This window comes from Cohnella thermotolerans DSM 17683 (assembly GCF_000429825.1).
Classification (GTDB): domain Bacteria; phylum Bacillota; class Bacilli; order Paenibacillales; family Paenibacillaceae; genus Cohnella; species Cohnella thermotolerans.
In genome coordinates this window covers 1-26,367 of the sequence record NZ_AUCP01000051.1, presented here as the reverse complement: position 1 = coordinate 26,367, position 26,367 = coordinate 1, and the positions used below count along the sequence as shown (strand labels likewise).

The following is a 26,367-nucleotide window of genomic DNA, read 5'->3' as shown; positions in this document are numbered from 1 at the left end:
TGCGATCACCTCCGGTTATTCCAGCGGAAGCCTGACGGCGTCCGGCGAAGCCCTTCCGGGGAAGGGTTGGAATCGGTCTTGCCGCCCTGGGGGGACGACGGAGGCTGCGGCTTCGGCGCAGCCTCCCTTCCTTCCGTCATTTTGGCCCCGAAGTTGTTGCCCAGATTGAGCGACCCGCTCAACTGCTCGATGTCGAGCGCGTCCAGCCGGAATTCCAGCTTCTCCAGAACGGGCTGATGGATATGGACGTTGTCGATCCGGATTTGCGGCTGCGTCTCCGAGCGCTTCAAACGCTCCTCCATCCGGCCGAACCGGGATTCGATCTCTTCGATACGGCCGCGGATCTCGCGAAGCAGGTCGTCGGTCCGCGGGCGCCCGCCTCTCCGAAACGGGTTTTTCACGGCTCGCGCCGCTTCCCGTCCAGCTCGGTGTCGATCTCGTCGAAGTCCGCGAGCACGCCGACGACGTCTGCAACCGAGCATTGTTGTCCGTTCACCGTCCCGAAGGCCTGGTTTTCCTTGGACGCATGCTTCATCTTCCACTGCGTGTTGCTGCCGGCAAAAATGCCGGACGATTGGACGACGCTGCCGACCCGGAATTCGCCGAACCTGATGTCCACCATGGTCTCTCACATCCTTTCGCGCGGCATCGGATTGATCGGTCGTTCGGACGGACGGCTTTACCCGGACGGACCGAATTCGACCGGAATCGACGTTTGTTTGTCCGAGCCGTCGATCGGCAAATTCACGATCAGCAAGCCCTTGGCGTAGCGTGCCGCGATCGCGTCCGGAGATACGGGCTTGGGCAGGGACAAGGAACGGCGGAAGTGGCCGAAGAAGCGTTCGCTGAGCGCAATCCGGTTGCCGGTCACGGGGTACGGGCAAGGAAGATCCCCTTCCAGTTCGAGCGTCTGCCCGTACAGCCGGACGCGGACCTGCTCCGGCGACTGCAGGCCGGGCAATTCGGCAAGGACGACGACGGCGGAAGGCGTCTCGTACATGTCGACGCGCGGCCCCGCGTTCGGGAGGAGCTCCCCCAGCTCCTGCCAGAACTCTTCGCCCAGCACCTCGGTGGCCTGGCTGTAAAAATCCTTCGGGACGTTCGGCCTTCCCTGATCCATGTCCTGCGCCTCCATTCGTCGTTTTTGTATAAATGTACGGTGAACGAACAAGCGGAACGAAGCCCGTCTGCATACGATGCATCATCTTTTCGAATGGGGTGATCGGCATCGCTACCGCAAAAGCCAAACTAACCGCCGCAGAGGCCAGACGGTGGGTGGGGCAGCCCGTCTGCATCGTGTTGAAGGACAGGAGCTATTACGTCGGTTGGATAACGGAAGTCGAAAACGGAGGCGTGACCCTGCGCGGTCGCAAAGGCCGGGGCAAGATCAGTCCGCAAACGATCCGCCATTCGCAGAAGGCGCGGCTGGCCGGGCTCTTCCCCACGTTCGCCCAGCCTGGAAACTTGGGCGGCAACCCGTTCGGCGGAGGTCCGGGCGGGGGCGGCTTCGAGCAAGGGCTGCCGGGCCAAGCGGGCGCCGGCGGCGGACTCGGCGGACTTGGCGGCATGGTCGGCATGATCGGCAAAGTATGGCCCGGCATCAAAATGGGCATCGGCATGCTGCAGACGATTATTCCGCTGATGGGCGGACTGAAAATCTGAGCCGCACGGCCCGCGCCTTTCCGGTCGAGATTCTCGCGCCGGAAGAGCGCTTTTTTGTCGCTTTCGCCTTCCCGCTCTCGGGCGGCAAGCTTCCTTACCTTATTTTTATTCCGCGTCCGCCAAGACTGAACAAAAAAAAAGGCCGGCCGGCGCAAGCCGATCGGCCTTGAGGTGCAGGCTTCCGAATTAGATGAAGAAAAAGCCTGCAAGAATGATCACGAGAAGGATAAACAAAACCAGAACAAATGCAGCGCCGCCGCCGTACCCGTAACCGCCGTATCCTACTCCAGCACTCATTTTCCCAGCCTCCATTTGTTTTGGATTTGTGATGTCTCATCACCCTGCCATCATATGAGGATGACAGCCTTCCTTCCATTGCATTTGCACCCTGTCGTCAAATTTCCGTTGATTTTTGGACCCGGAAATCGCCGCCACGGGAATACGACTCCTGCGCCAGCATCAGTTCGGCGTATTTCATGATCCCTTCCCCGACTTCCGGGTCGAACAGCAAGGTCAGGTCCAACTCCTCGATCTCGCCTGGATCCGCGGCTTGCTCGAACGCCCGCATCGGGTCGAGCTTGGGTCGTTCTTTGCCAGACGAGCAGGCAGAGCAGCAGGAACAGGACGCCCGCAAGCGGCATCGCCATGTAGCGACACGCTTAGCCGTGCGCCTTGTCGAGCAGATACAAAAACGGAAGGTAAAGAAGTCCGTTACCCATCGCTGGTAAATGTTCAGCGGGTACTGCGCCATCTAGCGTGGCGAACAGAATGAAGATGCCCGCAAAGATCAGCACGCCCCCTCCGTTCCGGAAGAGAGGGTTTGCTCGTTGCTGCCGTTCAGACGGCAACCGCCCGCTTGCCTCGTCGTAACGCCGGGTAAGCGGGATCCGGCACGGTTTACGGCTCGTTGTCCGCCGGCGGCCGGCTTCGCAGCACGCACTCGACCGCTTCGCGAATTTCCTCGTAGCCGCTGCATCGGCAAATGTTCGATTGAAGCCAATCCCGCACGGCGGCCTCGTCCGCCTGCGGATGAATGCGCCGCAGGGCGTGTACGTTCATAATAAAACCGGGCGTGCAATAGCCGCATTGAAAGGCGAACTTCTCCACGAAAGCCGTCTGCTCCGGCGTCCCTCCCAATCCTTCGACGGTCTGCACCGCCTTGCCCGCGGCTTCGACGGCCAGCATCAGGCACGACTTCATCGGCCAGCCGTCGACGGTTACGGTGCAGGCGCCGCAATCGCCGTTCCGGCAGCCAGGCTTGGCGCCGGTCAGGCCGAAGTTCTCCCTCAGCACGTCGAGCAGCAGCTCCGCCGGGCGGACGTCGGCGTGCCGAACCTCGCCGTTTACGTTCAATTCGAGCTTCATCGCATCCACCTCGCTTGAAGGATTGCAGCGCTTCCCTTTTTACGCTTGCGGCTCGAGCGCCTTCAATACATCCTCCGTCGTTATTGTCCAGACCCACTTGCGATATTCCGCCGACGCCTTGATGTCGCCGATCACCGGAGCCGGCAGCCGGGCTGCCGCTTGGCGAATCCGCTCGCCCGCCGGAAGCTCGCGCCGGTTCAAGATGCGCTCCATCTCCGCGGAGCGAAACGGGAAGTCGCACAAGCCGCTGAAGGCGAAGCGGATGCCCGATCCGGTCGCGAGCGCGGCCACGGTGACGATGGGGTATTCGATGGCGGACGCTTTTCGTTTTTTCACGCTCGCATAAGGCATCGTCCGATAGCCCGCGTCCATGACGAATTGAACGAGAAACTCCCCTCTCCCGATCCGCATCGAGCGGTCGAACAGCCGGCCGATCGGGACGCGGCGGACGCCGGAAGCGCCCGCGACCAGGACGTCGCTGTCCGCAAGCAGCAGCGGCAGAACGGCTTCCTTGTAAATCATCCGGCTGCAGACGTTGCCGCCGAGCGTAATTTTGTTTCTCGAGGTGCGGTCGGCAATGCCGCCCCCCGTCTCGCCAAGCAAAGGGAACGCCCCCGAATCGTGGATTTCCGAGAGCGACAGCGCGGAGCCGAACGTCATCTCCCGGTCCCCGACGGTCAGGGCGCGGCATTCCGGAACCGCCTTCAGATCGATGACGGCTTCCGTATAGATCCGGTTCCATCGGGCGAAGGTGGCGATCTCCGTCCCTCCGGACCAATAGAGCGGCCGCTTCCCTTCGCGGTCCAGCCGGGCATAGAGGGAGACGGCTTCCTGCACGGTGGCCGGCCGGTAGTAGTCGAAGTCGAACGGTATCATCCGATGCCTCCGTTTTTCGCCCGCCAGACCGTCTCCGGAAAGAGCGGTAGCCGGTTGAGCCGGACGCCCGCCGCGCGCGACACGGCGCTTGCGAGCGCCGCCGGCATCGCAATCAGGCCGTGCTCGCCCATGGCGCGGGCCCCGAACGGCGCGTCCAGACACGGGTTCTCGATGAATTCGACGACGTACTCCGGATTCTCGCCGAAGCGCAGAAGCGTGAAATCCCGCAGCGTAGGATTCAATACCGTTCCGTTATCCGTGTAGTAGAACGCTTCGCGGCTGGCGTAGCTGAGCCCCATCGCCATCGCTCCCGTCACCTGGCCCAGCGCTCCCTTCGGGTTGAGCACCTTGCCGGCGTCGTTGACCGAGATCGCCTTCACAAGCCGGTAGGAGCAATCCCGCGTATCCATCTCGATCTCCACCGCCTGGGCGCCGACGTTCCATTCCGGTCCGGGCGTGCCCTCCCCGGTGGCCGGATTCAGCGGATTCATTCTTCGCTGCGTGTAATAGCCGCGTCCGACGATCTGCCCGCCGATCGCGTTGCCGTTCGGATACTTGTAGCCGTAGCAAATATCCTTGACGGCGATTTGGACGGCAGGGTCGGCCCGCACGAACACCTTATCGTGCGCGAGCTCCAGATCGTCCGGATCGGCCCGGAGCACGACGGCCGCAATCGACTTTAGCTGCCGGATCGCGTCGTCGGCCGCCTTCAGCGCGGCCCGGCCGGCCAGGAACGTCCCCCGGCTCGCCACCGTCTTCCAATGCTCCGGCGTATCCAGCGTATCGACGGTAAATTTGACGTGAACGCGGTCGACGCTCATTCGCAGCCGCTCCGCCACCATTTGGGCCAGCACCGTCTTCGTGCCGGTGCCGATCTCGACGACGCCCGTCACCAGGTTGACGCTTCCGTCGGAATTGAACAGCAGAATGGCGCCGGAGGTCGCGTCGGTGTCCATGGACGAGTTTTTCCAGAAGCAGGCGATTCCCTTGGCGCGCACGGTATGTTCGTTCACCTGCCGTACCTGCCAGTCGTCCCACTCCGCCAGGCTGCGCACCCGGTTCAGACACGTGCGGATGTCGCCGAGATTGCTGGGGGTGAGCCGGTCCCGCGTCGGCGCCGTATCGCCCGGAACGGCGGCGTTGCGCATGCGAAGTTCCCAGGGGTCCATCTTCAGCTCGTCGGCCAGCGCGTCGATCGCCCTCTCCATGGCGAAGGTCAGCTCGGAATGTCCGTAACCCCGAAAAGCCGCCGGAAACGTGTGATTGGTGTACACCGTCAAGCATTCGCAATGAAGATGCTCGATCCCGTACGGACCCGAGCAGTCGGCCGCCGCCGCTCTCGCCACGTCGCTGGATTTGTCGTTGTAGGCGCCGCCGTCGAAGCGGTAGACGATTTGCGCGGCCCTGATTTTCCCGTCCCTCGTGCTGCCCAGCCTCACCGTAGCGTCCAGGCCGATGCGGACCGGCGACGTCAACATGTCCTCTTCGCGCGTATTGACGAGCTTCACTTTCCGCCCGCCGACCGCCCGGGAAGCCAGGTAGGCGACCGCCTCCAGCTGAATCGCCGTCTTGCCTCCGTATCCTCCTCCTACGAACGGCGTCCGCACGACGATCCATCCCGGATCGATGCCGAAGTATCTGGCCATGAACTTCTTGACGGCGAACGGAACTTGCGTCGACGTCTCGATGATGACGTGCCCGTCCGGACGGATCTCCGCGGACGCGCTTCGGGTCTCCATCGCCGCATGGTCGGACGGCGCAAACGACACGCGGTTCTCCACGATCGTCTCGCTCTCCGCCCATCCCCGGTCCATATCGCCTTTGAGAACGCGAATGATGCTGGCGACGTTCGTCCCCGGAATCGAGACGACGCCTTCGCCCTTCTGGTATTCGGCCAGCTTCTCGTGCAGAATCGGCGCACTCGGGCGGAGCGCTTCCACCGGATCGTTAACGACCGGCAGCGGCTCGTACCGGACGCGAATCAAATTCGCGGCCCGCATTGCCTCCGCTTCGGTATCCGCGACGACGACCGCGACGATCTCTCCGTTATAGCGAACCCGGTCCCGGGCGATGACCGGGCGGTCCCGGATCTCCTCGCCGATCAGCACGTCGCTGGCATCTCCCGTCAGCACCGCCCGCACGCCGGGAGACCTCCTCGCTTCGGACGCATCGACGGCCGCGATGCGCGCGTGCGCGAACGGGCTGATCGTCAGGCGCGCATGCAGCGTGCGCGGCTCGATCCGATCGGCCGTATACATCGCCGAACCGGCGACTTTATCGAACGATTCCTTCTTCGGTACGCTCCGTCCGATCGCCTCCAATTCGATCCCCCCGCCTGAGCCAATTGATCTCTCAAGTATATGGGCGGGACAAGGCGCGATATGACTGGAGCTTGCGCGTCAAGAGGAGGGCGTCGGCTGCTCGTTCTTGGGCGGAGGAAAAAGGAGCAGATGGACCGCCAAAGCGACGGCCACTCCGATGAACGTGTCGCGCACGCGATCGAAGCCGTACGTGCCCGATTGCGGCTGCAAGGCGAGCACCAGCACTACGCTGAGCGCCACTTCGCGGACGAGCGTCGGGTTGCGGCTGGCGATCAGCGACAAGGAACAGGCGACCACGATCACGAGCGCCATCGCCCAGGAGGCGAGCGGCAGCCAAATCGCCGCCAAGGCGGTCATGACGACCCCGATGACGGTGCCGAGAACGCGGTAGTAGGAAAATTGGAGCGTTTGGGTTGCGGAAGGCTGCATGCACAAAATAACGGAGACGGGCGCGAGGAACGGATGCCGGGAGCCGGCCAGCTTGGCCAGTTCCCAGGCGATACCGGACGCAAGCGCCATTTTCAAAATCGTGGCTGCCAAGCTCACGAGTTGCGCTTGGCTCGATTGCGCGGCTGCGGTTTTCAAAATCGGGCCTCCATTTGCTGGATTCGGTGACCATTAGAATACGCACCCGATCGTTCCGCAATACGAGAAGCCGAAATGTGGACTGCTGCGAATGGCACGTCCGGACGGGCACCGAGAGCGAATGAACAACTCAAAATCGTCAAGATCGCCTCTGTATGCCTGGAAATAAAAAAAGCCCCTTGCGGGGCTTGAAGCGATGGACCGTTCAATCGAAATCGTATCTTTGTTCGCGCCACGGGTTTCCATACATGTGATACCCATTCCGCTCCCAGAAGCCCGGCTTGTCCGTCGCCCGGAATTCGATGCCGCGAAGCCACTTCGCGCTTTTCCAGAAATAGAGATGGGGAACGACCATCCGCACCGGATAGCCGTGCTCCGGCGTCAGCAGCTCGCCGTTATGCTTCAGCCCGAAGAAGGACGTATCCCGGAGGAAATCGTCCAGCGGCAGGTTCGTCGTCCATCCGTGCTCGGCGTGCAGCATGACGAACTTCGCTTCGGGCTTCAGCTTGATCCGCTCCATGACTACGGATACCGGCACGCCTTCCCACACATTGTCCAGCTTGGACCAGGTCGTGACGCAGTGAATGTCGTTGACGAACTCCCGTCGCGGAAGCTGCATGAACTCCGAGTAGGAGAACGTCTTCTCTTCCTCCACGAGCCCGAACACCTTTAAATCCCACTTGCTCATGTCCCGATAATACGGAACCTCGCCGTAATGAAGGACGGGAAATCCCGTCGTTAACCTCTGTCCCGGCGGAACCCGGGCTTCGATATCCGTCGCGCTCATCGCCGTTCTCCCTCTTTTCTTGACGTTCTGATTCCATTATACCCCTATCCCCTTCGGAAAAACGAGACGGAGCCCCGGAAAAGGCGCTCATCTCCGTTCGTTCGAACGCGGGCCGGAAGTCGCGCGGAACAGCGGCGGGGCGACGACGGCCGACAGCAGCAGCATCACCAGGCCGCAAACGAGGACGACGCCGTATCTGGAGACCCAAGCCGGCCCTTCGACCGCAAGCTTGAACAGCCAGCCTCCGATAATCGGCCCGATAAACCCCGCGAACCCGGTCAACGCCGAGAAAACGGCCACGTAGATGGGACGCTCGGATTTCGGCGTGTCTCCGATCAAGAAGTTGAAGACGAGCAGATTGTAGCCTCCCAGGCCGAAGCCGAGCAGCAGATGGGCGGCGACCAGCACGGCCAGCGCCGGCAGCGCCGCCATGCCGAGCCAGACGACGCACGAGGCGGCAATGAGCGGAAACGTCCACAGCAGCAGCGTGCGGGCCGGAAACTTCGCGTTCAGGTTGCCCCAGTAGATGTAGCTGAACATCATGACGACGTTCTGAAACATCGTAATGAGCGTAACGGCGCTGTAGCTTAGATGAAGGATGTTGAGCATCGCATACGAGAAAAGCGGAACGACGACGTTCTGAACGAGCAGGAACAGCGTAATGAACAACGTCGAAGGCAAGAACGCGCCGTCTCTCAGCGGCTTGAGCAGCAGAGCGGCCGAACTTCCGCTCTCGGAACGCTCGAACGGCGGATTGGGGTAATGGGCGAGCTCCCAGCCGTTCCAGACGACGCAGACTGCGCCGACGATGAACAGGTAGGCGAAGCCTTCGCCGCCGGTGACCCGCTCCATCCATTGGCCTCCCAGCAGGAGCGTAAGACTGGCGACGGCCCAATGAATCGTATTGCGGATGCCGAAATAACGTCCCCGTACCGCATACGGCACGATGTCGGCCATCAGGGACGTCCAGATGACCCCCGCGGATTGGGCGCAAAAGAACGACAGCATGTAGAGAACGACGTAAATCCAGAACCAGGACGCTTCCGGGAAAAGCAGCGGAATGAGCCCCGTCGACACCCAGAGCGTCCGGTGGGCGATGCCGAACAGGGAGACGAGCAAGCGCCGGTTGCTCCACCGCTGCATTCCGAAAGCGATAAAGATTTGAATGATCAGAGACAAAGAAGGAATCGCCGCGATGAGTCCGATCTGCTCGGAGTTGAAGCCCAAATAGAGCAGAAAAGCCGTCTGAAGCGGACCGCCCAGCACGTTGGCGATGATGTTGGCGGGTATGCCTTCCCGAAGGGAAGTGCGCATTCCCCGGCGGTTCTCGGAATCGGACAGGCGTCTTGCCCGAAACAATGCCGCTCCGATGGATGTATTCGACTTGCGAGGCATTCGGCGGTTCCCCCATGATGTGCCCGTATCCGGCGGCAGACGAACGTGCCCTTGCAACGATTCCGCTACTCACGTTCGTTTGATAGCAGCCAGAATCTATTATAGCGGCATTTGATGCGGTTTCTACTCTTTTTCTTCTACCAGCGGCAAATAAATCATAAATTCGGTTCCCTCGTTCACTTGACTGTCCACTTGAATCGTTCCGCCCTGGTTGCGGATAATCCGATAGCTGACGGACAATCCCAGGCCGGTGCCTTGTTCCTTGGTCGTAAAGAACGGGTCGAACAGCCTGCTGAGCGTCTGCCGGTCCATGCCTTTGCCGTTGTCCCGGATGCGGATGGCCGCGAACCGGCCTTCCCGGCTGGCCGATACGAGAATCAGGCCTTTGCGCTGATCCCCGGCCTCCAGAATGGCGTCCATCGCGTTCTTGACGATGTTCAGCAGCACTTGCTTGATTTGCTTGACGTCGATGGCGATGGAAATGGACGAGTCGTAAATTTCGTACTGCAGCTCGCAGCTCTTCATATGAGCTTCGCTCTCCGCGAGCAGCACCGTATCCTTGATCAGCGAAGCGACCTTGAGCGTCTGCTTCATGGGTGCGGATGGCTTGGACGAATTGAGAAATTCGTAGATGATGTCGTTCGCCCGATCGATCTCCGACAGAATGATCCGGCCGTATTCCTGCTTGCCGATGGATTCCAGGTAAGGCTTCAGCAACTGAATGAAGCCGCGGATCGATGTAAGCGGATTCCTGATTTCGTGCGCAATGGAGGCCGCGATTTTCCCCAACATGGCCAGCTTGTCGTTTTGGAACGCGGTCTGCTCGATTTGCTTGTATTCGGACACGTCCTTTACGCTGACGAGATAATCGCCGTCCAGCTCCTCGATTTGCAAAATGCTGATCAGCAGGAAACGCCCGTTGGAATCCTGGAACTCCCCGTGGAAACGGCGGTGGTAGACCATTTCCTTGTACATCCGCAGAAAGATCATGCGAATGGATTTGCGGAGATAGGGATGAAGCATCAGCTGACGGAGCGAATTGCCGATCAGCAGGCGTCGCGGAGCTTGAAGCAGCCGGGACATCTGAACGTTCAAAAACCGCAAGTGGCCTTCGGAATCGAACAGGGCGACCCCGCTGTCCATATGCTGCAGCACCGTCTCGAACTTGTTCGGCTTCTCGTGCTCGAGCGGCAGCGAGTCGAACAGCGCTTCCCGAAGGCGTTCGTGGTCCCGTTCATTGCTTGCCGCGGCTTCGGGAAGACGCAGCATCGCCAGCATTTCCATGAGAAACAAGGTATCTGCGTTGGAGAGCAGAAAGCACACGCTCTCTTCATGATGATGGACGATCGAGTCGATGGCAATGCCCTGCAACTGAACTCGCAATTCCGCCATTTCCTTGCTCAGACCTCCTCGTCCGTTGAGGGCGAATTCGGCCAGGGCAGGGAAATAGCGTGTCCTCCACCTTTCCATCCATTCTCCTCCCGGAATTACGGTATTGTGCCAAGGAACGCACCGACAAAATTTCACATTAATCATAGACATGGAAGGGAAAGCCTGTCAATGAGAGATCATGTCGAATGCGTATGCGGATTGTCGAAGCGGTTTATTTTCCCGAATCGCCGCCACGATCGTCCCCGGAGTCCCGGCCGCTCGCCTCTTTCCGGCCGTCGTTTTTGCCTTTTTGACCGTTGCTCCTGCCGTCCTTTTGGCTGTCGTTAACCTTAACGTTATCGTTATCGCGACCGTTCTTGTTCCAATCGTTGTTCCCGTCGTTTCCTCTATTCCGGTTGTTGCGGTCGTTGCCGCCGTCCGTCTTGCCGTTTGAATGGCCGCTCGTATTGCCGCTGCCGGGACCGTTCCGCCCGCTATTCGAATGACTGCCGCCGTTGCCCCAGTTGCCTTGTCCGCCGGCGCTTCCCGTCGCCGCGGCAGGGCCGGAGACGGTCACCGCTGCATCCGAATCTCGGCCGTTCGCGCTTGTCTTGCCGTTCGATTCATTGCGATCGTGGTCCCGGGCTTGGCCATTCCGTCCTTGGTTGTTGTCTTCCTTCCGGTCGCGGCCCCATCCCGGGCAGCCGGTGCCGTTCGAACTTCCTTTCCAGCTTCCGCTCTTGACCGAGCCCGGGTCCGGAGATTTGCCGCTGCGATCCTGCCGGCCTCCTCCGTGACCTTTATGGTCTTCAGCCTGCCCGTTCGGTTCCTGCTTCCGGGACTCTTGCATCTGCCGTACTTTGTCCTGCGCCTTCTCCAGGAGCGCCTTCCAGTCCTCCCCGCCGTTCGCGGAAGAATCCGCGTCGCCGCCCAATACTTGCTTGACGCCTCCCCACGACGAGGCGATTTTTTTCATCGACCGGTGCTTCAGCGCCTCCAGCGGAACGTCGTGCCCCTGGCTTTCCGCCTTCAGCCAGAACGCCATCTTCCCGGCGGACAAGCCGTTCGCCTTCGCTTCGTCCCGGACTTCCTTCGGCACGCTGACGGTCGTAATCTCGGGAGCCGTCCCGGCCGCGGGCTCCAACGTGCCGCTCGCGTCCGGCTCCGCCTTCGCGCCTGCGGTTTCGATGGCCCGCTTCATCTTCTCCGTCACTTCGGCCTCCCAACGCTTCTCGGCGTTCCGGACGAGCACGCTGGCCAGCACGACTTCGCTTTCTCCTCCGTTCAGCAAGTGGCGGGCCGCCATCTCCTCCGCCAGCTCCGCCGTAACGGTCTCCACGTCTTCCCCTTTGTAGCGGACCGCCGCGACGATCGGCTCGGCGTCGGCATTGAGCGCTTGAAGCTCGCGCACCCGCTCCTTGGCGTCGATGCCAAGCTCCACGCTCGGATTGACGTCCATCGATACATAAGCGACAACCGGCGGGGTTCGAAACGACCAGAAGCCGATGAGCAGCAGCACAACAGCCGCGCAGGAAGCGATCGCCGCCGCGAACGATCGGTTGCGGACGAGCTTCCGCAGCCCAAGCCCAGGCTGCTCCTCCGCAACCTCCAGCTCGATCTCGTCGCCGATTTGAAACTCGGGTCGACGCGGCACCCGGACGAAGCGGCCGCCCGGCGCGAGCACGATGGCGCGCTTGCCCTCCAATGACATGACAATGGCCCGGTTCATGGCGTCTCCCCCTCCTTTTCCAACGACGACGGTTTTATGTATTCCTGCAGTACCGGGTAAGGTCCTCCCGCGATCAGCGCGACTGCGATCAAATATTTGCGGTTCCTCTCCAACGTCTTGCGTGACACGTTCTCGATCTCGCACAACTCCTTCAGCGGCAACTGACGCTTGTCCGTGAGCATGGCGAACAAGCCGGGGTTTCGCGCCAATCGCGCCCCGATCTTAAGCAGCGTATCGCGGGAATCCTGATGCTTCGGCGATTGATCCCTTAAATCGGCAAACGTGACGCCGTAAAGCTTCAATTCTGCCGCGAGCGCCGCAATTTCTTCCCTGCGATCCTCGGCCGTCTGCTCCGTTGCATAGACCGATATCGCTTCCTTCGCCTCCAGGGCAGCCAAAACCGACGAATCCTCGTCGCGGTCGCCCTGAACCGCGCTGTACGGCACAACGGAGGAATGGCGCTGCTCCCGCCGCGAATAATCGATCAGACGCCGATTGATCACCTGCGCGGCGAAAGCGAGAAAACGGCTGCCCGCATCGGGCGAATAACGGGTAATCGCTTCATCGAAAGCGGACAAAGCCACGCTGTATTCATCGTCCCGCGACGGATCGATATACCGTTTGGCGAATTGGCTGGCCGTCTTGGCGATGAACGGCCGATATTGTTTGATCCATTCGTTGCGGAGCGCTTCATCGCCTCGCTGGATCGCCGCAACCGCTTCTTCCGGCGACATCGGCGCTCGGTCGGTCGCTTCGGCGCTCCCGCGTCCGGTCCATTTTCTCCACAGTAAGAGCAGCAAGAGCTCACCCCACTTTCATAGGCTTTCGTCGGCCGATAACCGGTTGAGGGGGCAGGCCAAAACAAAAAAGCCCCTCTTCCGCACAAACGGCGGTCTGCTTCCGCTCGGCCCCGTGCGCGGCTGCGCGTCGAGACCGATGCCGGATCGGCAGAAGCTTGGTTTGTCGCAGGAAAGGGGCGTACGTTCGCATGGGATTCGATCAAGCGGAAGGGAGCCTCGCTAGAAGGTTCCTCCGGTCGTCCGCTTCAGGCGCAGCTTGTGCCTGCGCCCGGCCAGCACGCCGAGCCGCCGCTTCAACTGCTGTTCCCACTCCTCGTCGCCGAGCTGCTTGGCGAAAGACAGAAGATCGAGCGCCATGTCGATCTGGCTTTGCACGATCGTCATCGGATCTTCGTCTTCGTGATTGACGCAATTCTCGTTCAGCGCTTTGTCCGATTCGTCTACGTAGTCGTGGAAGTCGACCTCGGATGCTCCGTCGCCATGCGCGTATTCCGCCAAAATCTCGTACTCGTTCTCCACCAAGTAGTGAACCTCCACCCGATGGCACACCGGACAAAACAGAATCGGTACGTTATGAATGCGCGTCCGATAATGCTTGAGCGTTCCTTTCGTGCCGATCATGCTGGCTCCGCAGCAAAAACTCATCGTCTTCCCCTCCTCGAAAAGCACGAATCGAACGAATCTGTGCTATTCACTATATTCTCTACATACAGACGGAATTCCTGCCGATTTTGTTTTCCCCTCTAACGTTGATTTTGACGCATTCCGGGGAAAAAAGCAAAGACGCATGCACGAGCATGCGTCCGCGGAAAAAGCGACGTTCCTTATTTCGCAACGAGGTGCTTGTCTCCCGGCTTCCAGTTGATCGGGCACAGCCCGCCGGATTGGAGCGCTTGAAGGACGCGGAGCGTCTCATCGACGCTGCGGCCTACGTCGTTGTGGTTAACGACCTGATATTTGAGTTCGCCTTCCGGATCGATGATGAACAGGCCGCGCAGCGCGACGCCTTCTTCTTCGATCAGGACGCCGTAGTCTCTTGCCGTTTGCTTCGTGATGTCGGAAGCGAGCGGGAAGTTCAGCTTGCCCAGCCCGTTCTCGCTCTTCGGCGTATTGATCCACGCGCGGTGGCTGTGGATGCTGTCGACGCTGGCGCCGAGAATTTCCGTGTTCAGCGCCTTGAATTGATCGGCCGCTTCGGACAGCGCGACGATCTCGGTCGGGCATACAAAGGTGAAGTCGAGCGGGTAGAAGAAGAAGACCAGCCACTTGCCTTTGTAATCGGACAGAGATACCTTGCCGAAGCCTTGACCGTCGCCAAGAGCGGTCTCAAGCGTAAAATCCGGAGCCGGACGGCCCACCAAACGTTCTGCCATGGTAAATTACCTCCTGTATTTCCGACCATTCAGCCGGGCGCAGTTTATTCAATTAGATCGTACCATTACTGAGAACGAAAATCAATATGGAATCAATACTTATTTAGAATGATTATAATTAAGTATTTGCATTCCGAATCTTATCTCGTCATCGCCGCTACGATCAGATCGCCCATCGCGCTCGTACCGATCGCTTTGCTCTTGTCGACGGCGATGTCCCCGGTGCGATGGCCCGCGTCCAGCACGCGCTTGACGGCGCGCTCGATCACTTGTCCAGCTTCAGCATATCCGAAAGTTAGCTGAAACATAAGCGCAACGGACAGAATCGTCGCGATCGGGTTGGCGACGCCTTGGCCCGCGATGTCCGGAGCGGAGCCGTGCACCGGCTCGTAGAGGCCGAAGCTGCCTTCGCCGAGCGAAGCGGACGACAGCATGCCGATCGATCCCGTCAGCATGGCGGCTTCGTCGCTCAGAATGTCGCCGAACATGTTCTCGGTGACGATAACGTCGAAGCTCGACGGACGGCGGAGCAGCTGCATCGCGCAATTGTCGACGAGGACGTGCTCCAGCTCGACGTCCGGATATTCCGGCGCGATGCGGTTGACGGTCTCGCGCCACAGGCGGGACGTCTCCAGCACGTTCGCCTTGTCGACCGACGCGAGGCGCTTGCGGCGCTTCCGGGCGATCTCGAACGCCTGGCGCACGATGCGCTCCACTTCCTGCACGTTGTAGACGCAAGTATCGACGGCTTCCTGGCCGTTCGCGCCTTCGCGGCGGAACTTCTCGCCGAAGTAGATGCCGCCGGTCAGCTCGCGGACGACGATCAGGTCGGTGCCTTCCAGCACTTCAGGCTTCAGCGTGGAAGCGTCCTTCAGGCAGTCGAACACGACGGCCGGACGGATGTTGGAGAACAGGCCGAGCGCTTTGCGGATGCCGAGCAGACCGGTCTCCGGGCGAAGCTCCTTCGGGTTGTTGTCCCACTTCGGGCCGCCCACCGCACCGAGCAGAACGGCGTCCGCGCGTTTGCACATCTCCAACGTGTCCTCCGGAAGCGGCGTTCCTCTCTCGTCGATGGCGATGCCGCCGAACAAGCCGTGCTCCAATTCAAATTTATAGCCGAACAGTTCTTCCGTTTTCTTGAGTACTTTGATCGCTTCGGCCACGACTTCCGGACCGATTCCGTCGCCGGCGATGACGGCGATTTTCTTCACTTCTGCCATAGTTTCGGTTCACTCCCGTTTACGATTGTCCAATAAAGGCACTATATCAGTTGTAGCATACTTCGGCATCTCGGGCAAAATAGATAAAAGCTATCGTTTTTATAGCTTGGGACTATGAGGATGACGCTTCCGCGGTGCGCTTTATTTGGGTCAACCGGGTCGCTTCGCGTTCCCGGAAACGCCCATGAACGCTCCCGGCCGGCAAAAGAAAAAACCGTTCGCACAGGCTCCAACGCAGCCCGTACGAACGGCTCGATATTACCGGCGTCAGCGCCCGCCCTTACACCAGCACGGCGGACAGCGCCTGCGTCAGGCGGTCCATGCCGGTGACGGTGCCCGCCTCGTCGTTGTAAGAGAAATTCATCCGCATGGCGTTGCGCTGCGGATTGTCCGCATAGAACGTGATGCCCGGCACGAAGGCGACGCCCAGCTCGACAGCCGATTTGAGCAGCTCGGCGGTGTCGATCTCCTCGGGAAGCTCGACCCAGAAGAACATGCCGCCCTTCGGCTCCTCCCATTTCGCTCCGCGCCAGTTGTGGCGCCTCAGCAGATCGGCCATCAGCTTCATCCGCTTCTCGTATTCCTTCCGGACGAACTCGATATGGCCGTCAAGGTCGAAATACTCGAGCAGCTGGTGCAGCATCTGCTGGTCGAGCGAGCTGGACTGCAGATCGGCCGCCTGCTTGGCGCGGGCCATCTGCCGGATCACTTCGGCATCGCCGAGCGCCCAACCGGTGCGCAATCCCGGCGCCACCGTCTTGGAGAACGTGCTCGTGTACACGACGCAAGAATCGTCCGGATGCTTGTCGAGCGAGAACATCGAAGGATAATTCCGCGAAGCGTCCCCGAACTTCAGCTCTCCGTACGGATCGTCCTCGAGAATGAGCGCATTCGCCCCCCGGCATAGCTCGATGGCGCCGCGCCGGCGTTCCTCGCTCCATACCCGGCCGGTCGGATTCGAGAACGTCGGAATGACGTACAGCATTTTCGGCTTGTATTGCTCCAGCTTGGCTTTCAAATCGTCCAGATCGATGCCGTCCTTGTCCCCGGACACCGATACGGGCACGGCCCCGTAGGAGCGGAAAACCTGGAGCGCGGACAAATACGTCGGACGCTCGACCAGAACGACGTCGCCCGGATCGAGATAGATGCGGCTCAGCAGATCGATGACCTGCTGGGAGCCGGTCGTGATGAGCATATGGTCCGGCGTGACGTTCATCCCTTTGCCGGCCATGCGTTTGCCGAGCGACTCGCGCAACGGCAGGAAGCCTTCGGTCAAGCCGTATTGCAGCGCCTTGTTCCCTTGCCGCATGACGCGCTCGAACGCCTCCGCCACGGCCGTCGCCGGAAAATGCTCTTCAGCCGGCAGCCCCCCGGCGAACGAGATGATGGAATCGCCTTGCGTAAGCTTCAAGATTTCGCGAACGGCCGACGAGGAGAAGTTTCCCAGTCTGGCGGAAAAACGATAGTTCATTGCGGGTTCCCCATTCCTTGTTGCGACGTCCGGCCGGCCGGCGGGACTCGCGATCAGATTGCCGTCGTCCGATGGGGCGGCGGTGCTATGCTTGCTTTAAACCAACGTAACGTTGTCGCGGTCGCGGCGGCTGCGCGGCGGCGCATTGCGCTTGTCGACGAGCCGGTTCAAGGCGTCGACGTAGGCGCGGGCGCTAGCTTCGAGGATATCGGTGCTGACGCCCCGTCCCTGCGCGCTCACATCGCCTTGCTTCAGAACGACATGCACGTCGCCCAGCGCGTCCGTGCCGTCCGTGACCGACTTGATCGTGTAATCGTCCAGCACGACTTCTTCGCCGGTCAGCGCGTCGATCGCGCGGTAAATCGCATCGACGGAGCCGTTGCCCTCCGACTGCGTCTCGACGATGCCCTTCTGCGTCTTCAGGCGGATGCGCGCCGTCGGCGTCGCGTGGCTGTCGAAGGAGACGACGAGCTGCTCGAGCGCGAACACTTCCGGCGTCTCGATCATCTTCTCTTCCAGCAGCGCGATAATGTCCTCGTTGCTGACGTCTTTCTTGCGGTCGGCGAGATCCTTGAACTTGCCGAACGCGGCGTTCACCTGCTCCTCGGTCAAATTGTCGAAGCCGAGGTCGATGAGCTTCTCGCGGAACGCGTGGCGGCCGGAATGCTTGCCGAGCACGAGCTTGCTGTCCTTGAGCCCGATCGTCTCCGGGGAGATGATCTCGTACGTCGTCTTCTCCTTCAGCACGCCGTCCTGGTGAATGCCCGATTCGTGCGCGAAGGCGTTCGCGCCGACGATCGCCTTGTTGCCGGGCACGACCATGCCGGTGAGCTTGCTGACCAGACGGCTCGTCTTGGCGATCTCCTTCAGGTTGAGCGTCGTCTGCGCCTGGAAGTAGTCCGCGCGGGTCGCCAGCGCCAGCGCTACTTCCTCCAGCGCAGTGTTGCCGGCACGCTCGCCGATGCCGTTGATCGTGCCTTCCACCTGATCGGCGCCGTTCAGAATGGCCGCCAGAGCGTTCGCCGTCGCCATGCCGAGATCGTCGTGGCAGTGGGCGGACAGCTGGATGTTCTCGATGCCCGGGACGTTCTCTTTAAGCGTTTTGAAAATGTTGCCGAATTCCTGCGGATTCATATAGCCGACGGTATCCGGAATGTTGACGACCGACACGCCTTCCCGCACCGCCAGCGCCGTCACCTCGCACAGGAAGTCCAGCTCCGTCCGGCCGGCGTCTTCCGCCGAAAACTCGATCCGGCTGAAATATTTCTTCGCGTACCGGATCGCCCGCTGAGCCGTCTCCAGCACCTGCTCCTTCTCCATCCGCAGCTTGTGCTTGCGGTGGATCGGGGAAGTCGCGATGAAGATGTGGATCGCCGGATCCGCGGCGCCTTTGAGCGCCTCGAACACCGCGTCGATGTCCTTCTCCACGGAACGGGCAAGTCCCATGACCGAGGCGTTCTTCACCGCGCGGGCGACGGCGTTCACCGCCGCCAGGTCGCCCGGAGAGGCGGCCGGAAATCCCGCTTCGATCCGGTCGACGCCAAGCTTCTCAAGCTGGAGAGCGATTTCAACTTTCTCTTGGGTGTTCAGGTTGACGCCCGGGGACTGCTCGCCGTCGCGGAGCGTCGTGTCAAATACGTAAATTTTCCTCATGGCAGGGGTTGACCCGCACCTCCCGAAGCAAACAAATAGACTTCCTTGATTATAGCATAATTCCCGCACGCCGGACCGCCAGGAACAAGCAAAAACGCCTTCGGACGATTAAGAAAAGGCCGTCCCAAGGGCGGGTAGTCTGCCCCCGGGACAGCCGGTGCCGATCGCGATTATTTTTTGATCCAGTGCATCAGTCCGCGGAGCTGGGCGCCGACCACTTCGATCGGATGCTCGGCTTCGTTGCGGCGGGTAGCCGACAGGAACGCGCGGCCGGATTGGTTCTCGAGAATGAAGTCGCGGGCGAAACGGCCGGATTGGATGTCCGCCAGAACCGCCTTCATCGCTTTCTTCGTCTCGTCGGTCACGATGCGAGGTCCGGTGACGTAGTCGCCGTATTCGGCCGTGTTGGAAATGGAGTGGCGCATTGCGGCCAGGCCGCCTTCGTACATCAGGTCGACGATCAGCTTCAGCTCGTGCAAGCACTCGAAGTAAGCCATTTCCGGTGCGTATCCGGCTTCAACCAGCGTCTCGAAGCCCGCTTTGACGAGGGCGCTTGCGCCGCCGCACAGAACGGCTTGTTCGCCGAACAGGTCGGTCTCGGTCTCTTCGCGGAACGTCGTCTCGATGACGCCCGCGCGGGTGCAGCCGATGCCTTTCGCATAAGCCAAGCCGATCTCGAACGCCTTGCCCGTGCCGTTCTGATGAACGGCGATCAGTCCGGGAACGCCGAAGCCTTCGACGTACGTGCGGCGAACCATGTGGCCCGGGGATTTCGGAGCGACGAGCAGAACGTCGGCATCCGCCGGAGCGATGATTTGGCCGAAATGAACGTTGAAGCCGTGAGAGAACATGAGCGCCGCGCCCTTCTTCAGGTTCGGCTCGATCTCGTTCTTGTAGACGGCCGCTTGCGTCTCGTCCGGCATCAGAATTTGAACGACGTCCGCTTTGCGGGTCGCGTCGGCGACGGACAGCACTTCAAAGCCGTCGTTGCGAGCCGCTTCGGCGGATTTGCCTTCGCGAAGACCGATAATGACGGACAGGCCGCTGTCGCGCAGGTTTTGCGCTTGGGCGTGGCCTTGGCTGCCGTAGCCGATGACCGCGATCGTTTTGCCTTTCAGAGCGCCGAGGTCGGCGTCCTTCTCGTGGAATAATTTGACTGCCATTGATGTGTTCCTCCTTCGTAAAATGAAACCTTGTATGGCGACCCTCATAGAACGGGCGTCCCAAGGGAGAAACGGCGGACGGCCCGGCAGGGCTTGTCCCGCCCGCAGCCGCCTTCGCTTCTCCCCTCGAACACCCGCTCCAGCGGGAAGCGGAATGCGTTGGCGCGCCTAATGCGGCGCCGGCGATCAGCGGTTGCCGCGAATCATGGCGGTGACGCCGGTCCGGGTCATCTCGCGGATGCCGTAGGGTTTAAGAAGTTCGATCATGGCGTCAAGCTTGTCGGAATCGCCGACGACCTGGACGATCATGCTGTTCGGGCCGATGTCCACGACGGCGGCGCGGAACGTCTCGACGATGCCGAGAATTTCCGGCCGGGCGGACGGCTCGGCGCCCACCTTGATCAAGCCGAGCTCCCGCGCGACCATCGGGTTCGAACCGACGTCGATGACTTTGATGACGTCGATCAGTTTATACAGCTGCTTCTGAATTTGCTCCAGCGTATGGTCGTCGCCGGTCGTGACGATCACCATCCGGGACAGGCCGGGTTCTTCGGAGGCTCCGACCGTAATGCTCTCGATGTTGAAGCCTCTGCGTCCGAACAACCCCGACACCCGCTGCAATACTCCCGGCTGATCGTTCACGAGAATGGCAATGGTATGTTTGCGGTTCATTCGGAATCCCCCATGAGCATTTGATCAATGGTGCTGCCTTGCGTAACCATCGGATAAACGTTCTCTTCCTTGCGGACGACGAACTCCACGAGAGCCGGACCCGGATGCTTGAGCGCTTCCTCCCAGGCGCGGCGCGCCTCTTCCTTGTTCGTCGCGCGGAAGCCTCGGACGCCGTACGCTTCCGCCAGCTTCACGAAATCCGGGCTGCCGGCGAGATCGATATGGCTGTAACGGTTCTCATGGATGAGTTCCTGCCACTGGCGCACCATGCCGAGCACCTGGTTGTTCAGCACGGCGATTTTGACCGGGATGTTGTTGATCGCGCAGATCGCCAGCTCCTGGGCGCACATCTGCATGCCGCCGTCGCCGTTGATGGAGACGACCGTCCGGTCCGGGTTGCCCATCTGGGCGCCGATCGCCGACGGGAAGCCGAAGCCCATCGTGCCGAGGCCGCCGGAGGTGATCAAGGAACGCGGCTTGTTGAACGGATAGTATTGGGCCGCCCACATTTGGTGCTGGCCGACGTCCGTCGTGACGATCGCGTCGCCCTTCGTCGTCTCGTGAATCATCGAGACGACCCATTGCGGCTTCAATTCCTTGTCGGAATCGATGTACTTGAACGGCTTGCTCGCCTTCCAGGCCTGGATTTGCGTGCGCCATACGTCGGCCTTGTCCGCCCGCTTGACGAGCTTGTTGGCGACTTGCAGCACCGCCTTGACGTCGCCGACGATCGGAATGTCGGTCGGCACGTTCTTGCCGATCTCGGCCGGGTCGATGTCGATGTGGACGATCTTGGCGTGCGGCGCGAAGCCGGACAGCTTGCCCGTCACGCGGTCGTCGAAGCGGGCGCCGATGTTGATGAGCAGATCCGCGTTCTGGATGGCCGTGTTCGCGGTCCACGTTCCGTGCATGCCCGGGAACCCCATATGCAGCTCGTGCCCCGTCGGGAAAGCGCCCAGCCCGAGCAAGGTCGTCGTGATCGGAATTTGCGTCTTCGTGACGAATTCGTACAGTTCCTCGTGAGCGCCGGAATAGATCGCGCCCCCGCCGACAAGCAACACCGGACGCTCCGACTCCTCGATCGCGCGGACCAATTTGTCCACCTGATTCCGGTTCGGCTGCACCGTCGGGTTATACCCGCGCAGATGCACTTCCTTCACCGGCTGGAACAGCGCTTTGGCCGCCGACACGTCCTTCGGAATGTCGATCAGAACCGGTCCCTTGCGCCCCGTATTCGCGATATGGAACGCTTCGTGGATAATGCGCGGCAAGTCTTCGACGTTGCGCACGAAATAGCTGTGCTTCGTGATCGGCATCGTAATGCCGACGATATCGGCTTCCTGGAACGCGTCCGTGCCGATCAGCGAGGACATGACGTTGCCGGTGATGACGACGAGCGGCACGGAATCCATATAAGCCGTCGCGATGCCGGTGACAAGGTTGGTCGCCCCCGGACCGGACGTGGCGATGCAAACCCCGACCTTGCCTGTGCTCCGGGCGTAGCCGTCCGCGGCGTGGATCGCTCCCTGCTCGTGACGGGTCAGCAGATGGTTAAAGTCGGAAAAGCCGTACATGGCGTCATAAATATAGAGAACGGCGCCGCCGGGATATCCGAAGACGCAGTCGACACCCTCCAAGAGCAGGCTTCGAAGCAGCATCTCCGACCCCGTAATGACTTCCGGTTTGCTCCATTTCTCAATCAGTTCTTCCTTGGACTTCAGCGTGGCACTTTGCGCGCTCATCCGTCATCCTCCTTTCGAAATGTTCATGCTGTAATGGTTGGAAAATCAAAAAAGCCCTTCGCCCGAACATCGTTTGACGTTCTGGGACGAAAGGCTGTTCCTTCCGCGGTACCACCCGGATTCACCGTGCGCCTCGCGGCGACGGTCTCATAAAGTATGGCCGGTTCGCCTGAGCGCTCAAGCACCGAACTTCATACCTCGGACGCGGTAACGTGCGTCATTCCGATTCCCCCTACAGCGCTGGCGGTTAAACCGGCGGTTCAGGCGAACAGCTCCGAGGAGACCCGGCGTACAGGGATTGAGGCATCGGTCTCAGCAAATCCGACGCTCTCTGAGCTCAAGAGCCCTCCCGCTTCTTCCTCTTCACGGCCGTTAAATGTTCGGTCGATTTAGAATCCATTATATTCTTCACCGAAGCATTCGTCAATACACGGATGAAATTCGCGGAGAACGCCATCGGAGACGGGTTCATAACATATTTCATCCGGCCGCGTGAGGGTCTGGGCCCGTTGGAGGTGGGAATCGTGATCCGATGGATGCGGCCGCGCGATATGCGCGGCATCGTGCGGCTTGTCCGGACGCAGCTCGTGCCGGTCTCGCCTTGGCATCATCCGAGGGACAGCCGGCTGCGTAGCGAGATCGCTTCCAGGCTGCGGGAAGGCTGCACGCTCGTCGCCTCTAAGAGGCGGTGCGAGGAGCCGTTCGCTTTCCTGCATCTGGTCGTGCAGGATTCGGTTCTGTTTATCGATCTGCTCGCCGTCGACACGTCGAGGCAAAATCGGCATTGGGGCACGGAGCTGATGGCTCGCGCCGAGGAATACGGAGTGAAAAAAGGATGCCGCAAGGCGATGCTGTTCGTGGACGAGGAAAATGACAGGGCGCATCGTTTTTATAACCGCCTCGGATACACCGCGATCAAGCACGTGAGTTCGCTGCGCTGTTATCGGCTGGAGAAGCCTCTCGGGCGCTGGTGGTAAGGGGCGCAGGCGGCCCCGGACAGCAAAAGAAGCTGGCGGATGCCGGCTTCTTTTGCGCTTCTTTTCTTCGGTAAATCCGTTATCACCACCAGCCGCCCCATGGACCGAAACCGCCGACACCGCCGAAACCGCCGACACCGCCGAAGCCTCCGAAGCCTCCGCCCCATGGACCGAAAGCGAACGGCGCCGTTCCGATCGCCAGCAAATCGAACAGCGCCAGCGGGAGGATTGCCTTGGTGCTCACTTTCTTCCCACTCGGCCGTTCAAGAATCAGGCGGCTGCCGCTGATTTTTACGAGTTTGCCGCTAACCGTCGTTCCATCCTTGCGCAGCGCGTAGATGTGTTTTCCAATCAATTTGAAGGCTTGATCTCGAGTAACGCGGGACATTCAAAACCCCTCCTTTCCAACAGGGGACGTTCGGGAGGCCGCGTCAACGCCGCTCCGTCCGCCGTTCCCAGATGTCCTACACTGTATGAGCGAACGGGGCTTGCGGCTTGTATCTCTGTCTATCGCCGGCCAAAAGGGGCTGTTCTTTTTTACACGCTTTTCAAGCAACCCCATTCGTGTTATAGTTATGGCAAATATCCCCATTATCGCGACGTGAAGCACACGCCGTCCATTCCGGTTACGAACCGGTTGGGCGGCTTTTAATATTTTTAAAGGAGGCGATGGAGATGCACAGGTCCGTCAACGGATTCGAGGAAGCTTATCGCCGGTTTATGGAGCACCATATTCGAAAAAGCCGGGGAGAGCGAAAACGCCGGGTGGAAAATCACGGACATGCGGAGAGAAAATTTCTGTCGGACGTATGGTGGCCGGCATTCGGGGATTTGCACGGTCTCGTTCCCGAGTATGAGGCGAGGGACTGCAAAGACGGCAGCCGGTTTTTGGACTATGCGTGGGAACCCGAATTGTTAAGGACCGGTATCGAAATCGACGGGTTCGGCCCTCACGGGATAGACGCGAGCAAGATGCGCTTCGCCGACGACCGCATTCGGCAAAACGACCTTCAGCTTGACGGATGGCGCGTGCTGCGCTTCGCTTACGACGATCTGTCGGACAGGCCTCGCCTTTGCCGACAAATCGTGCAGCAGGCCAGAGGCTTCTGGGCTCAAGCGCTGATTTTTCCGCACCGACCGATCGCCTCACGCAACGGGAACGCTCTCCTTGGCTCGGAAAAAAGCTTCCCGCCGCTGCGCTCGCCGCATCTCCGCTTCGGCGCCTTGCCGCGCGAGCCGCGCAAGTAACGATGCACTGCCTATGCGTGCAGTCTCCCCAGGCGGTCAGGGAGCGGCCTGCGTCTAACCGCCTTACCTTGGCGCCGCCTCGAGTGGCTCTCTTTCGCTCACTGCGTCCGCGTCGCCAACAGCTTGTAAGGAAGAATGAAAGCAAAAAGCCGCCGAACCCTCCGGGAACCGGAGAAGTCGGCGGCTTGACGGCAACGCGGATTAGGCGTTGATCTTTTCTTTGGCGGTGCCGGCCAGCGTGTTGAACGCGGCGATGTCGTTCACGGCCAGGTCGGCGAGAATTTTGCGGTTGACTTCGATGCCGGCCAGCTTCAGGCCGTGCATCAGCTTGCTGTAGGACAAGCCGTTCTGACGGGCAGCCGCGTTGATGCGCACGATCCACAGCTTGCGGAAATTGCGCTTCGCCTGACGGCGGTCGCGATATGCGTACATCAGCGACTTCATGACTTGCTCGTTAGCTTTCTTGAACAGGCGATGCTTCGCGCCCCAGTAACCTTTCGCCAGCTTCAGAACTCTATTGCGACGGCGGCGCGTGACGAACCCGCCTTTAACTCTTGCCATTGCTCATTACCTCCCGGGAAAATGGATCGCCGCTCGCGCGACGAATCGTCGATTATTTCAGGTTAGCCAGTTGTTGCTGCAGACGGCGAACGTCGCCTTGCGCCATAAGCGGCTGCGTGCCGAGGACGCGTTTCTGGCGGGCGGACTTGTGGGACAGCAAGTGGTTCTTGTAAGCTTTGAAGCGTTTGACTTTGCCCGTACCCGTAATTTTGAAACGATCCTTCAGGCTGCTATGCGTCTTCATTTTAGGCATCTGAATGGTTCCTCCTGTCAGTGGCTCTTCGGAGCCAGAATCATGATCATGCTTCGGCCTTCCAGCTTCGGTACGCGCTCGACGACGCAAATGTCGGCCACTTCGCTCGCGACGCGCTCCAAAATCTTCTGGCCGATGTTGGCATGGGCAATCTCGCGCCCACGGAACCGCACGGAACATTTGACTTTGTCGCCTTCGTTCAGAAACTTCACGACGTTGCGAAATTTCGTCTGGTAGTCGTGTTCCTCAATGTTCGAACGGAACCAGACTTCCTTCAGGTCGACAATCTTCTGATTCTTCCGGGCTTCCTTCTCTTTCTTCTGTTGCTCGTAGCGGAATTTGCCGTAGTCCATGATGCGGCAAACCGGCGGTTTCGCTTGGGGAGCTACGTTAACCAAGTCCATGTTCGCATCGATCGCCATCTGCAAAGCTTCGCGAAACGGCTTGATGCCGATCTGCTCGCCGTCAGCGCCGACGAGACGAACTTCCTTCGCCCGGATTTCCTCGTTGATTTGATGATCCTTGCTGATAATGTTCCACCTCCAAAGGGGCTGAGTTGCCTTCCAGACACAAACAAAAAATGCGTGGTCCGTAGAAGACCCGCATTCCGTCGCAAACGTGATCTTGGCTGCGATGGGCGTTGTTCCCTTCGCTGCCCGGTACGTCGGCTACGCTGTACCAGCCGGCCGCGGCCGGACAGGTGAGAAGCGGGCGCTTCTGCTTGCGCGTGCTGATTAGAGCAGTCACTCGATTAATATATCACGCCATAAGCCAAAGTGTCAACCTTTATCCGCCGCGAGCTTTTTGCGATGTGCCTTTTTTGTGATCGATGGCTGCAAAATGAATACGCAAGTGCAAGTGTCTTAGACGGTTTCACAGCAAAATTAACGCAGATGTCAGCGCATGGCAGCGAATCTGACCGTAAAAGGGCGCACGAATCCTGTTATCCACAGAATCGGCTTTGTGGATTCGCTTTTTGGGCGAGTTATCCAGATCTGGATATCTTCTTACGCCACCAAGCTTCTCATCTTCTCAGTCTGGTTTTCCTTGATTCGTCCCAGCGCCATGGCCAGCATGACGCAAAGCACGAGTCCGCACCGCATCTTCATTTTGGCCATGCCGCGAATAGTATGCAACTCG

The 26,367-nt window shown here is 60.2% G+C and carries 30 protein-coding genes; 3 read left to right on the top strand and 27 right to left on the bottom strand.

What is annotated here, in order from left to right; translation table 11 throughout:
- Positions 1-5 precede the first annotated feature (5 nt).
- From G485_RS26010 to G485_RS26005, 3 genes are read right to left on the bottom strand one after another with little or no spacing between them, the layout of a single operon-like run.
- Positions 6-401 carry a hypothetical protein gene (locus G485_RS26010; protein ID WP_051318182.1) on the bottom strand — a complete coding sequence of 132 codons (396 nt, stop codon included), beginning with the start codon at positions 399-401 and terminating at the stop codon, positions 6-8.
- Positions 398-622 carry a hypothetical protein gene (locus G485_RS0110785; RefSeq protein WP_027092565.1) on the bottom strand — a complete coding sequence of 75 codons (225 nt, stop codon included), beginning with the start codon at positions 620-622 and terminating at the stop codon, positions 398-400. Before G485_RS0110785 ends, G485_RS26010 begins: the two co-directional genes overlap by 4 nt.
- A gap of 57 nt (positions 623-679) precedes the next feature.
- Positions 680-1,120: an Hsp20/alpha crystallin family protein gene (locus G485_RS26005; RefSeq protein WP_051318181.1), complete on the bottom strand. Its 441-nt coding sequence runs from the start codon at positions 1,118-1,120 to the stop codon at positions 680-682.
- Between the two features lie 233 nt (positions 1,121-1,353).
- Between G485_RS26005 and G485_RS0110775 the strand changes: the two genes are divergently transcribed.
- Positions 1,354-1,662 carry a hypothetical protein gene (locus G485_RS0110775; RefSeq protein WP_156922271.1) on the top strand — a complete coding sequence of 103 codons (309 nt, stop codon included), beginning with the start codon at positions 1,354-1,356 and terminating at the stop codon, positions 1,660-1,662.
- 186 nt (positions 1,663-1,848) lie between these two features.
- Here G485_RS0110775 and G485_RS29005 read toward each other — a convergent pair whose 3' ends face one another.
- The 20 genes from G485_RS29005 to ilvB all read right to left on the bottom strand — a co-directional run bounded on the left by G485_RS29005 (position 1,849) and on the right by ilvB (position 22,188).
- Complete coding sequence (locus G485_RS29005) at positions 1,849-1,959, bottom strand: hypothetical protein (protein WP_027092563.1); 111 nt, start codon at positions 1,957-1,959, stop codon at positions 1,849-1,851.
- 97 nt (positions 1,960-2,056) lie between these two features.
- Positions 2,057-2,230: a hypothetical protein gene (locus G485_RS29865; RefSeq protein WP_156922269.1), complete on the bottom strand. Its 174-nt coding sequence runs from the start codon at positions 2,228-2,230 to the stop codon at positions 2,057-2,059.
- A 91-nt stretch (positions 2,231-2,321) separates the two neighbouring features.
- Positions 2,322-2,456 (bottom strand): hypothetical protein, encoded by a 135-nt coding sequence (locus G485_RS31235; RefSeq protein WP_276203348.1) that lies wholly within the window; start codon positions 2,454-2,456, stop codon positions 2,322-2,324.
- Positions 2,457-2,559: 103 nt separating this feature from the next.
- On the bottom strand, positions 2,560-3,027 hold the full coding sequence (locus G485_RS0110755) for a (2Fe-2S)-binding protein (protein ID WP_035155705.1): 468 nt from the start codon (positions 3,025-3,027) through the stop codon (positions 2,560-2,562).
- Positions 3,028-3,066: 39 nt separating this feature from the next.
- Entirely contained in the window at positions 3,067-3,903 is an 837-nt protein-coding gene (locus G485_RS0110750; RefSeq protein WP_027092561.1) for an FAD binding domain-containing protein, read from the bottom strand.
- Positions 3,900-6,161, bottom strand: coding sequence for a xanthine dehydrogenase family protein molybdopterin-binding subunit (locus G485_RS0110745; protein WP_051318185.1), 2,262 nt, complete (start codon positions 6,159-6,161; stop codon positions 3,900-3,902). Before G485_RS0110745 ends, G485_RS0110750 begins: the two co-directional genes overlap by 4 nt.
- 141 nt (positions 6,162-6,302) lie before the next feature.
- Positions 6,303-6,809 carry an FUSC family protein gene (locus tag G485_RS26000; protein WP_051318180.1) on the bottom strand — a complete coding sequence of 169 codons (507 nt, stop codon included), beginning with the start codon at positions 6,807-6,809 and terminating at the stop codon, positions 6,303-6,305.
- Between the two features lie 205 nt (positions 6,810-7,014).
- Positions 7,015-7,596 (bottom strand): sulfite oxidase-like oxidoreductase, encoded by a 582-nt coding sequence (locus G485_RS0110735; RefSeq protein ID WP_027092559.1) that lies wholly within the window; start codon positions 7,594-7,596, stop codon positions 7,015-7,017.
- An 87-nt stretch (positions 7,597-7,683) separates the two neighbouring features.
- Positions 7,684-8,991 (bottom strand): MFS transporter, encoded by a 1,308-nt coding sequence (locus tag G485_RS0110730; RefSeq protein WP_027092558.1) that lies wholly within the window; start codon positions 8,989-8,991, stop codon positions 7,684-7,686.
- A gap of 123 nt (positions 8,992-9,114) precedes the next feature.
- Positions 9,115-10,383 carry an ATP-binding protein gene (locus G485_RS0110725; protein ID WP_338027749.1) on the bottom strand — a complete coding sequence of 423 codons (1,269 nt, stop codon included), beginning with the start codon at positions 10,381-10,383 and terminating at the stop codon, positions 9,115-9,117.
- Positions 10,384-10,594: 211 nt separating this feature from the next.
- Positions 10,595-12,091 (bottom strand): anti-sigma-I factor RsgI family protein, encoded by a 1,497-nt coding sequence (locus tag G485_RS0110720; protein ID WP_027092556.1) that lies wholly within the window; start codon positions 12,089-12,091, stop codon positions 10,595-10,597.
- Positions 12,088-12,891 carry an RNA polymerase sigma-I factor gene (gene sigI / locus G485_RS0110715; RefSeq protein ID WP_027092555.1) on the bottom strand — a complete coding sequence of 268 codons (804 nt, stop codon included), beginning with the start codon at positions 12,889-12,891 and terminating at the stop codon, positions 12,088-12,090. Before sigI ends, G485_RS0110720 begins: the two co-directional genes overlap by 4 nt.
- Positions 12,892-13,110: 219 nt before the next feature.
- Positions 13,111-13,536, bottom strand: a complete 426-nt coding sequence (locus G485_RS0110710) for a hypothetical protein (RefSeq protein WP_027092554.1) — start codon at positions 13,534-13,536, stop codon at positions 13,111-13,113.
- 179 nt (positions 13,537-13,715) lie between these two features.
- A complete protein-coding gene (locus tag G485_RS0110705) occupies positions 13,716-14,264 on the bottom strand; it encodes a peroxiredoxin (RefSeq protein WP_027092553.1) in 549 nt (182 codons plus the stop codon).
- Between the two features lie 140 nt (positions 14,265-14,404).
- Positions 14,405-15,484 (bottom strand): 3-isopropylmalate dehydrogenase, encoded by a 1,080-nt coding sequence (gene leuB, locus G485_RS0110700; RefSeq protein WP_027092552.1) that lies wholly within the window; start codon positions 15,482-15,484, stop codon positions 14,405-14,407.
- A gap of 280 nt (positions 15,485-15,764) precedes the next feature.
- On the bottom strand, positions 15,765-16,958 hold the full coding sequence (locus G485_RS0110695) for an aminotransferase-like domain-containing protein (protein WP_027092551.1): 1,194 nt from the start codon (positions 16,956-16,958) through the stop codon (positions 15,765-15,767).
- A gap of 96 nt (positions 16,959-17,054) precedes the next feature.
- Complete coding sequence (locus G485_RS0110690; RefSeq protein WP_027092550.1) at positions 17,055-18,611, bottom strand: 2-isopropylmalate synthase; 1,557 nt, start codon at positions 18,609-18,611, stop codon at positions 17,055-17,057.
- Positions 18,612-18,781: 170 nt separating this feature from the next.
- Positions 18,782-19,774, bottom strand: a complete 993-nt coding sequence (gene ilvC, locus G485_RS0110685; RefSeq protein ID WP_027092549.1) for a ketol-acid reductoisomerase — start codon at positions 19,772-19,774, stop codon at positions 18,782-18,784.
- Positions 19,775-19,960: 186 nt separating this feature from the next.
- On the bottom strand, positions 19,961-20,446 hold the full coding sequence (gene ilvN, locus G485_RS0110680) for an acetolactate synthase small subunit (RefSeq protein ID WP_027092548.1): 486 nt from the start codon (positions 20,444-20,446) through the stop codon (positions 19,961-19,963).
- The gene (gene ilvB, locus G485_RS0110675; RefSeq protein ID WP_027092547.1) at positions 20,443-22,188 is read right to left on the bottom strand and encodes a biosynthetic-type acetolactate synthase large subunit; all 1,746 of its coding nucleotides are present in this window, start codon (positions 22,186-22,188) and stop codon (positions 20,443-20,445) included. Before ilvB ends, ilvN begins: the two co-directional genes overlap by 4 nt.
- A gap of 524 nt (positions 22,189-22,712) precedes the next feature.
- On the opposite strand from ilvB, the gene G485_RS0110670 reads away from it, so the two are divergent.
- Entirely contained in the window at positions 22,713-23,165 is a 453-nt protein-coding gene (locus tag G485_RS0110670; protein WP_027092546.1) for a GNAT family N-acetyltransferase, read from the top strand.
- Positions 23,166-23,247: 82 nt separating this feature from the next.
- Here the strand turns inward: G485_RS0110670 and G485_RS0110665 are convergent, their stop codons facing one another.
- Positions 23,248-23,553, bottom strand: a complete 306-nt coding sequence (locus G485_RS0110665; protein WP_027092545.1) for a hypothetical protein — start codon at positions 23,551-23,553, stop codon at positions 23,248-23,250.
- Between the two features lie 287 nt (positions 23,554-23,840).
- On the opposite strand from G485_RS0110665, the gene G485_RS25995 reads away from it, so the two are divergent.
- Positions 23,841-24,413 (top strand): PDDEXK family nuclease, encoded by a 573-nt coding sequence (locus G485_RS25995; protein ID WP_051318178.1) that lies wholly within the window; start codon positions 23,841-23,843, stop codon positions 24,411-24,413.
- A gap of 201 nt (positions 24,414-24,614) precedes the next feature.
- Here G485_RS25995 and rplT read toward each other — a convergent pair whose 3' ends face one another.
- The 3 genes from rplT to infC are packed head-to-tail and all read right to left on the bottom strand — an operon-like array spanning position 24,615 to position 25,739.
- Positions 24,615-24,974 (bottom strand): 50S ribosomal protein L20, encoded by a 360-nt coding sequence (gene rplT, locus G485_RS0110655; protein WP_027092544.1) that lies wholly within the window; start codon positions 24,972-24,974, stop codon positions 24,615-24,617.
- Between the two features lie 52 nt (positions 24,975-25,026).
- Positions 25,027-25,227 carry a 50S ribosomal protein L35 gene (gene rpmI / locus G485_RS0110650; RefSeq protein WP_027092543.1) on the bottom strand — a complete coding sequence of 67 codons (201 nt, stop codon included), beginning with the start codon at positions 25,225-25,227 and terminating at the stop codon, positions 25,027-25,029.
- A gap of 17 nt (positions 25,228-25,244) precedes the next feature.
- Positions 25,245-25,739 (bottom strand): translation initiation factor IF-3, encoded by a 495-nt coding sequence (infC, locus tag G485_RS0110645; RefSeq protein WP_035155700.1) that lies wholly within the window; start codon positions 25,737-25,739, stop codon positions 25,245-25,247.
- Positions 25,740-26,367: the final 628 nt, after the last annotated feature.

Coding starts and splice junctions, on each gene's coding strand:
- G485_RS0110785 (WP_027092565.1), bottom strand. CDS start 622: ATGGTGGACATCAGGTTCGGCGAATTCCGGGTCGGCAGCGTCGTCCAA.
- G485_RS26005 (WP_051318181.1), bottom strand. CDS start 1,120: ATGGATCAGGGAAGGCCGAACGTCCCGAAGGATTTTTACAGCCAGGCC.
- G485_RS29005 (WP_027092563.1), bottom strand. CDS start 1,959: ATGAGTGCTGGAGTAGGATACGGCGGTTACGGGTACGGCGGCGGCGCT.
- G485_RS29865 (WP_156922269.1), bottom strand. CDS start 2,230: ATGCGGGCGTTCGAGCAAGCCGCGGATCCAGGCGAGATCGAGGAGTTG.
- G485_RS0110755 (WP_035155705.1), bottom strand. CDS start 3,027: ATGAAGCTCGAATTGAACGTAAACGGCGAGGTTCGGCACGCCGACGTC.
- G485_RS0110750 (WP_027092561.1), bottom strand. CDS start 3,903: ATGATACCGTTCGACTTCGACTACTACCGGCCGGCCACCGTGCAGGAA.
- G485_RS0110745 (WP_051318185.1), bottom strand. CDS start 6,161: ATGTATACGGCCGATCGGATCGAGCCGCGCACGCTGCATGCGCGCCTG.
- G485_RS0110735 (WP_027092559.1), bottom strand. CDS start 7,596: ATGAGCGCGACGGATATCGAAGCCCGGGTTCCGCCGGGACAGAGGTTA.
- G485_RS0110730 (WP_027092558.1), bottom strand. CDS start 8,991: ATGCCTCGCAAGTCGAATACATCCATCGGAGCGGCATTGTTTCGGGCA.
- G485_RS0110725 (WP_338027749.1), bottom strand. CDS start 10,383: ATGGCGGAATTGCGAGTTCAGTTGCAGGGCATTGCCATCGACTCGATC.
- G485_RS0110720 (WP_027092556.1), bottom strand. CDS start 12,091: ATGAACCGGGCCATTGTCATGTCATTGGAGGGCAAGCGCGCCATCGTG.
- G485_RS0110710 (WP_027092554.1), bottom strand. CDS start 13,536: ATGAGTTTTTGCTGCGGAGCCAGCATGATCGGCACGAAAGGAACGCTC.
- G485_RS0110705 (WP_027092553.1), bottom strand. CDS start 14,264: ATGGCAGAACGTTTGGTGGGCCGTCCGGCTCCGGATTTTACGCTTGAG.
- leuB (WP_027092552.1), bottom strand. CDS start 15,484: ATGGCAGAAGTGAAGAAAATCGCCGTCATCGCCGGCGACGGAATCGGT.
- G485_RS0110695 (WP_027092551.1), bottom strand. CDS start 16,958: ATGAACTATCGTTTTTCCGCCAGACTGGGAAACTTCTCCTCGTCGGCC.
- G485_RS0110690 (WP_027092550.1), bottom strand. CDS start 18,611: ATGAGGAAAATTTACGTATTTGACACGACGCTCCGCGACGGCGAGCAG.
- ilvC (WP_027092549.1), bottom strand. CDS start 19,774: ATGGCAGTCAAATTATTCCACGAGAAGGACGCCGACCTCGGCGCTCTG.
- ilvN (WP_027092548.1), bottom strand. CDS start 20,446: ATGAACCGCAAACATACCATTGCCATTCTCGTGAACGATCAGCCGGGA.
- ilvB (WP_027092547.1), bottom strand. CDS start 22,188: ATGAGCGCGCAAAGTGCCACGCTGAAGTCCAAGGAAGAACTGATTGAG.
- G485_RS0110665 (WP_027092545.1), bottom strand. CDS start 23,553: ATGTCCCGCGTTACTCGAGATCAAGCCTTCAAATTGATTGGAAAACAC.
- G485_RS25995 (WP_051318178.1), top strand. CDS start 23,841: ATGCACAGGTCCGTCAACGGATTCGAGGAAGCTTATCGCCGGTTTATG.
- rplT (WP_027092544.1), bottom strand. CDS start 24,974: ATGGCAAGAGTTAAAGGCGGGTTCGTCACGCGCCGCCGTCGCAATAGA.
- rpmI (WP_027092543.1), bottom strand. CDS start 25,227: ATGCCTAAAATGAAGACGCATAGCAGCCTGAAGGATCGTTTCAAAATT.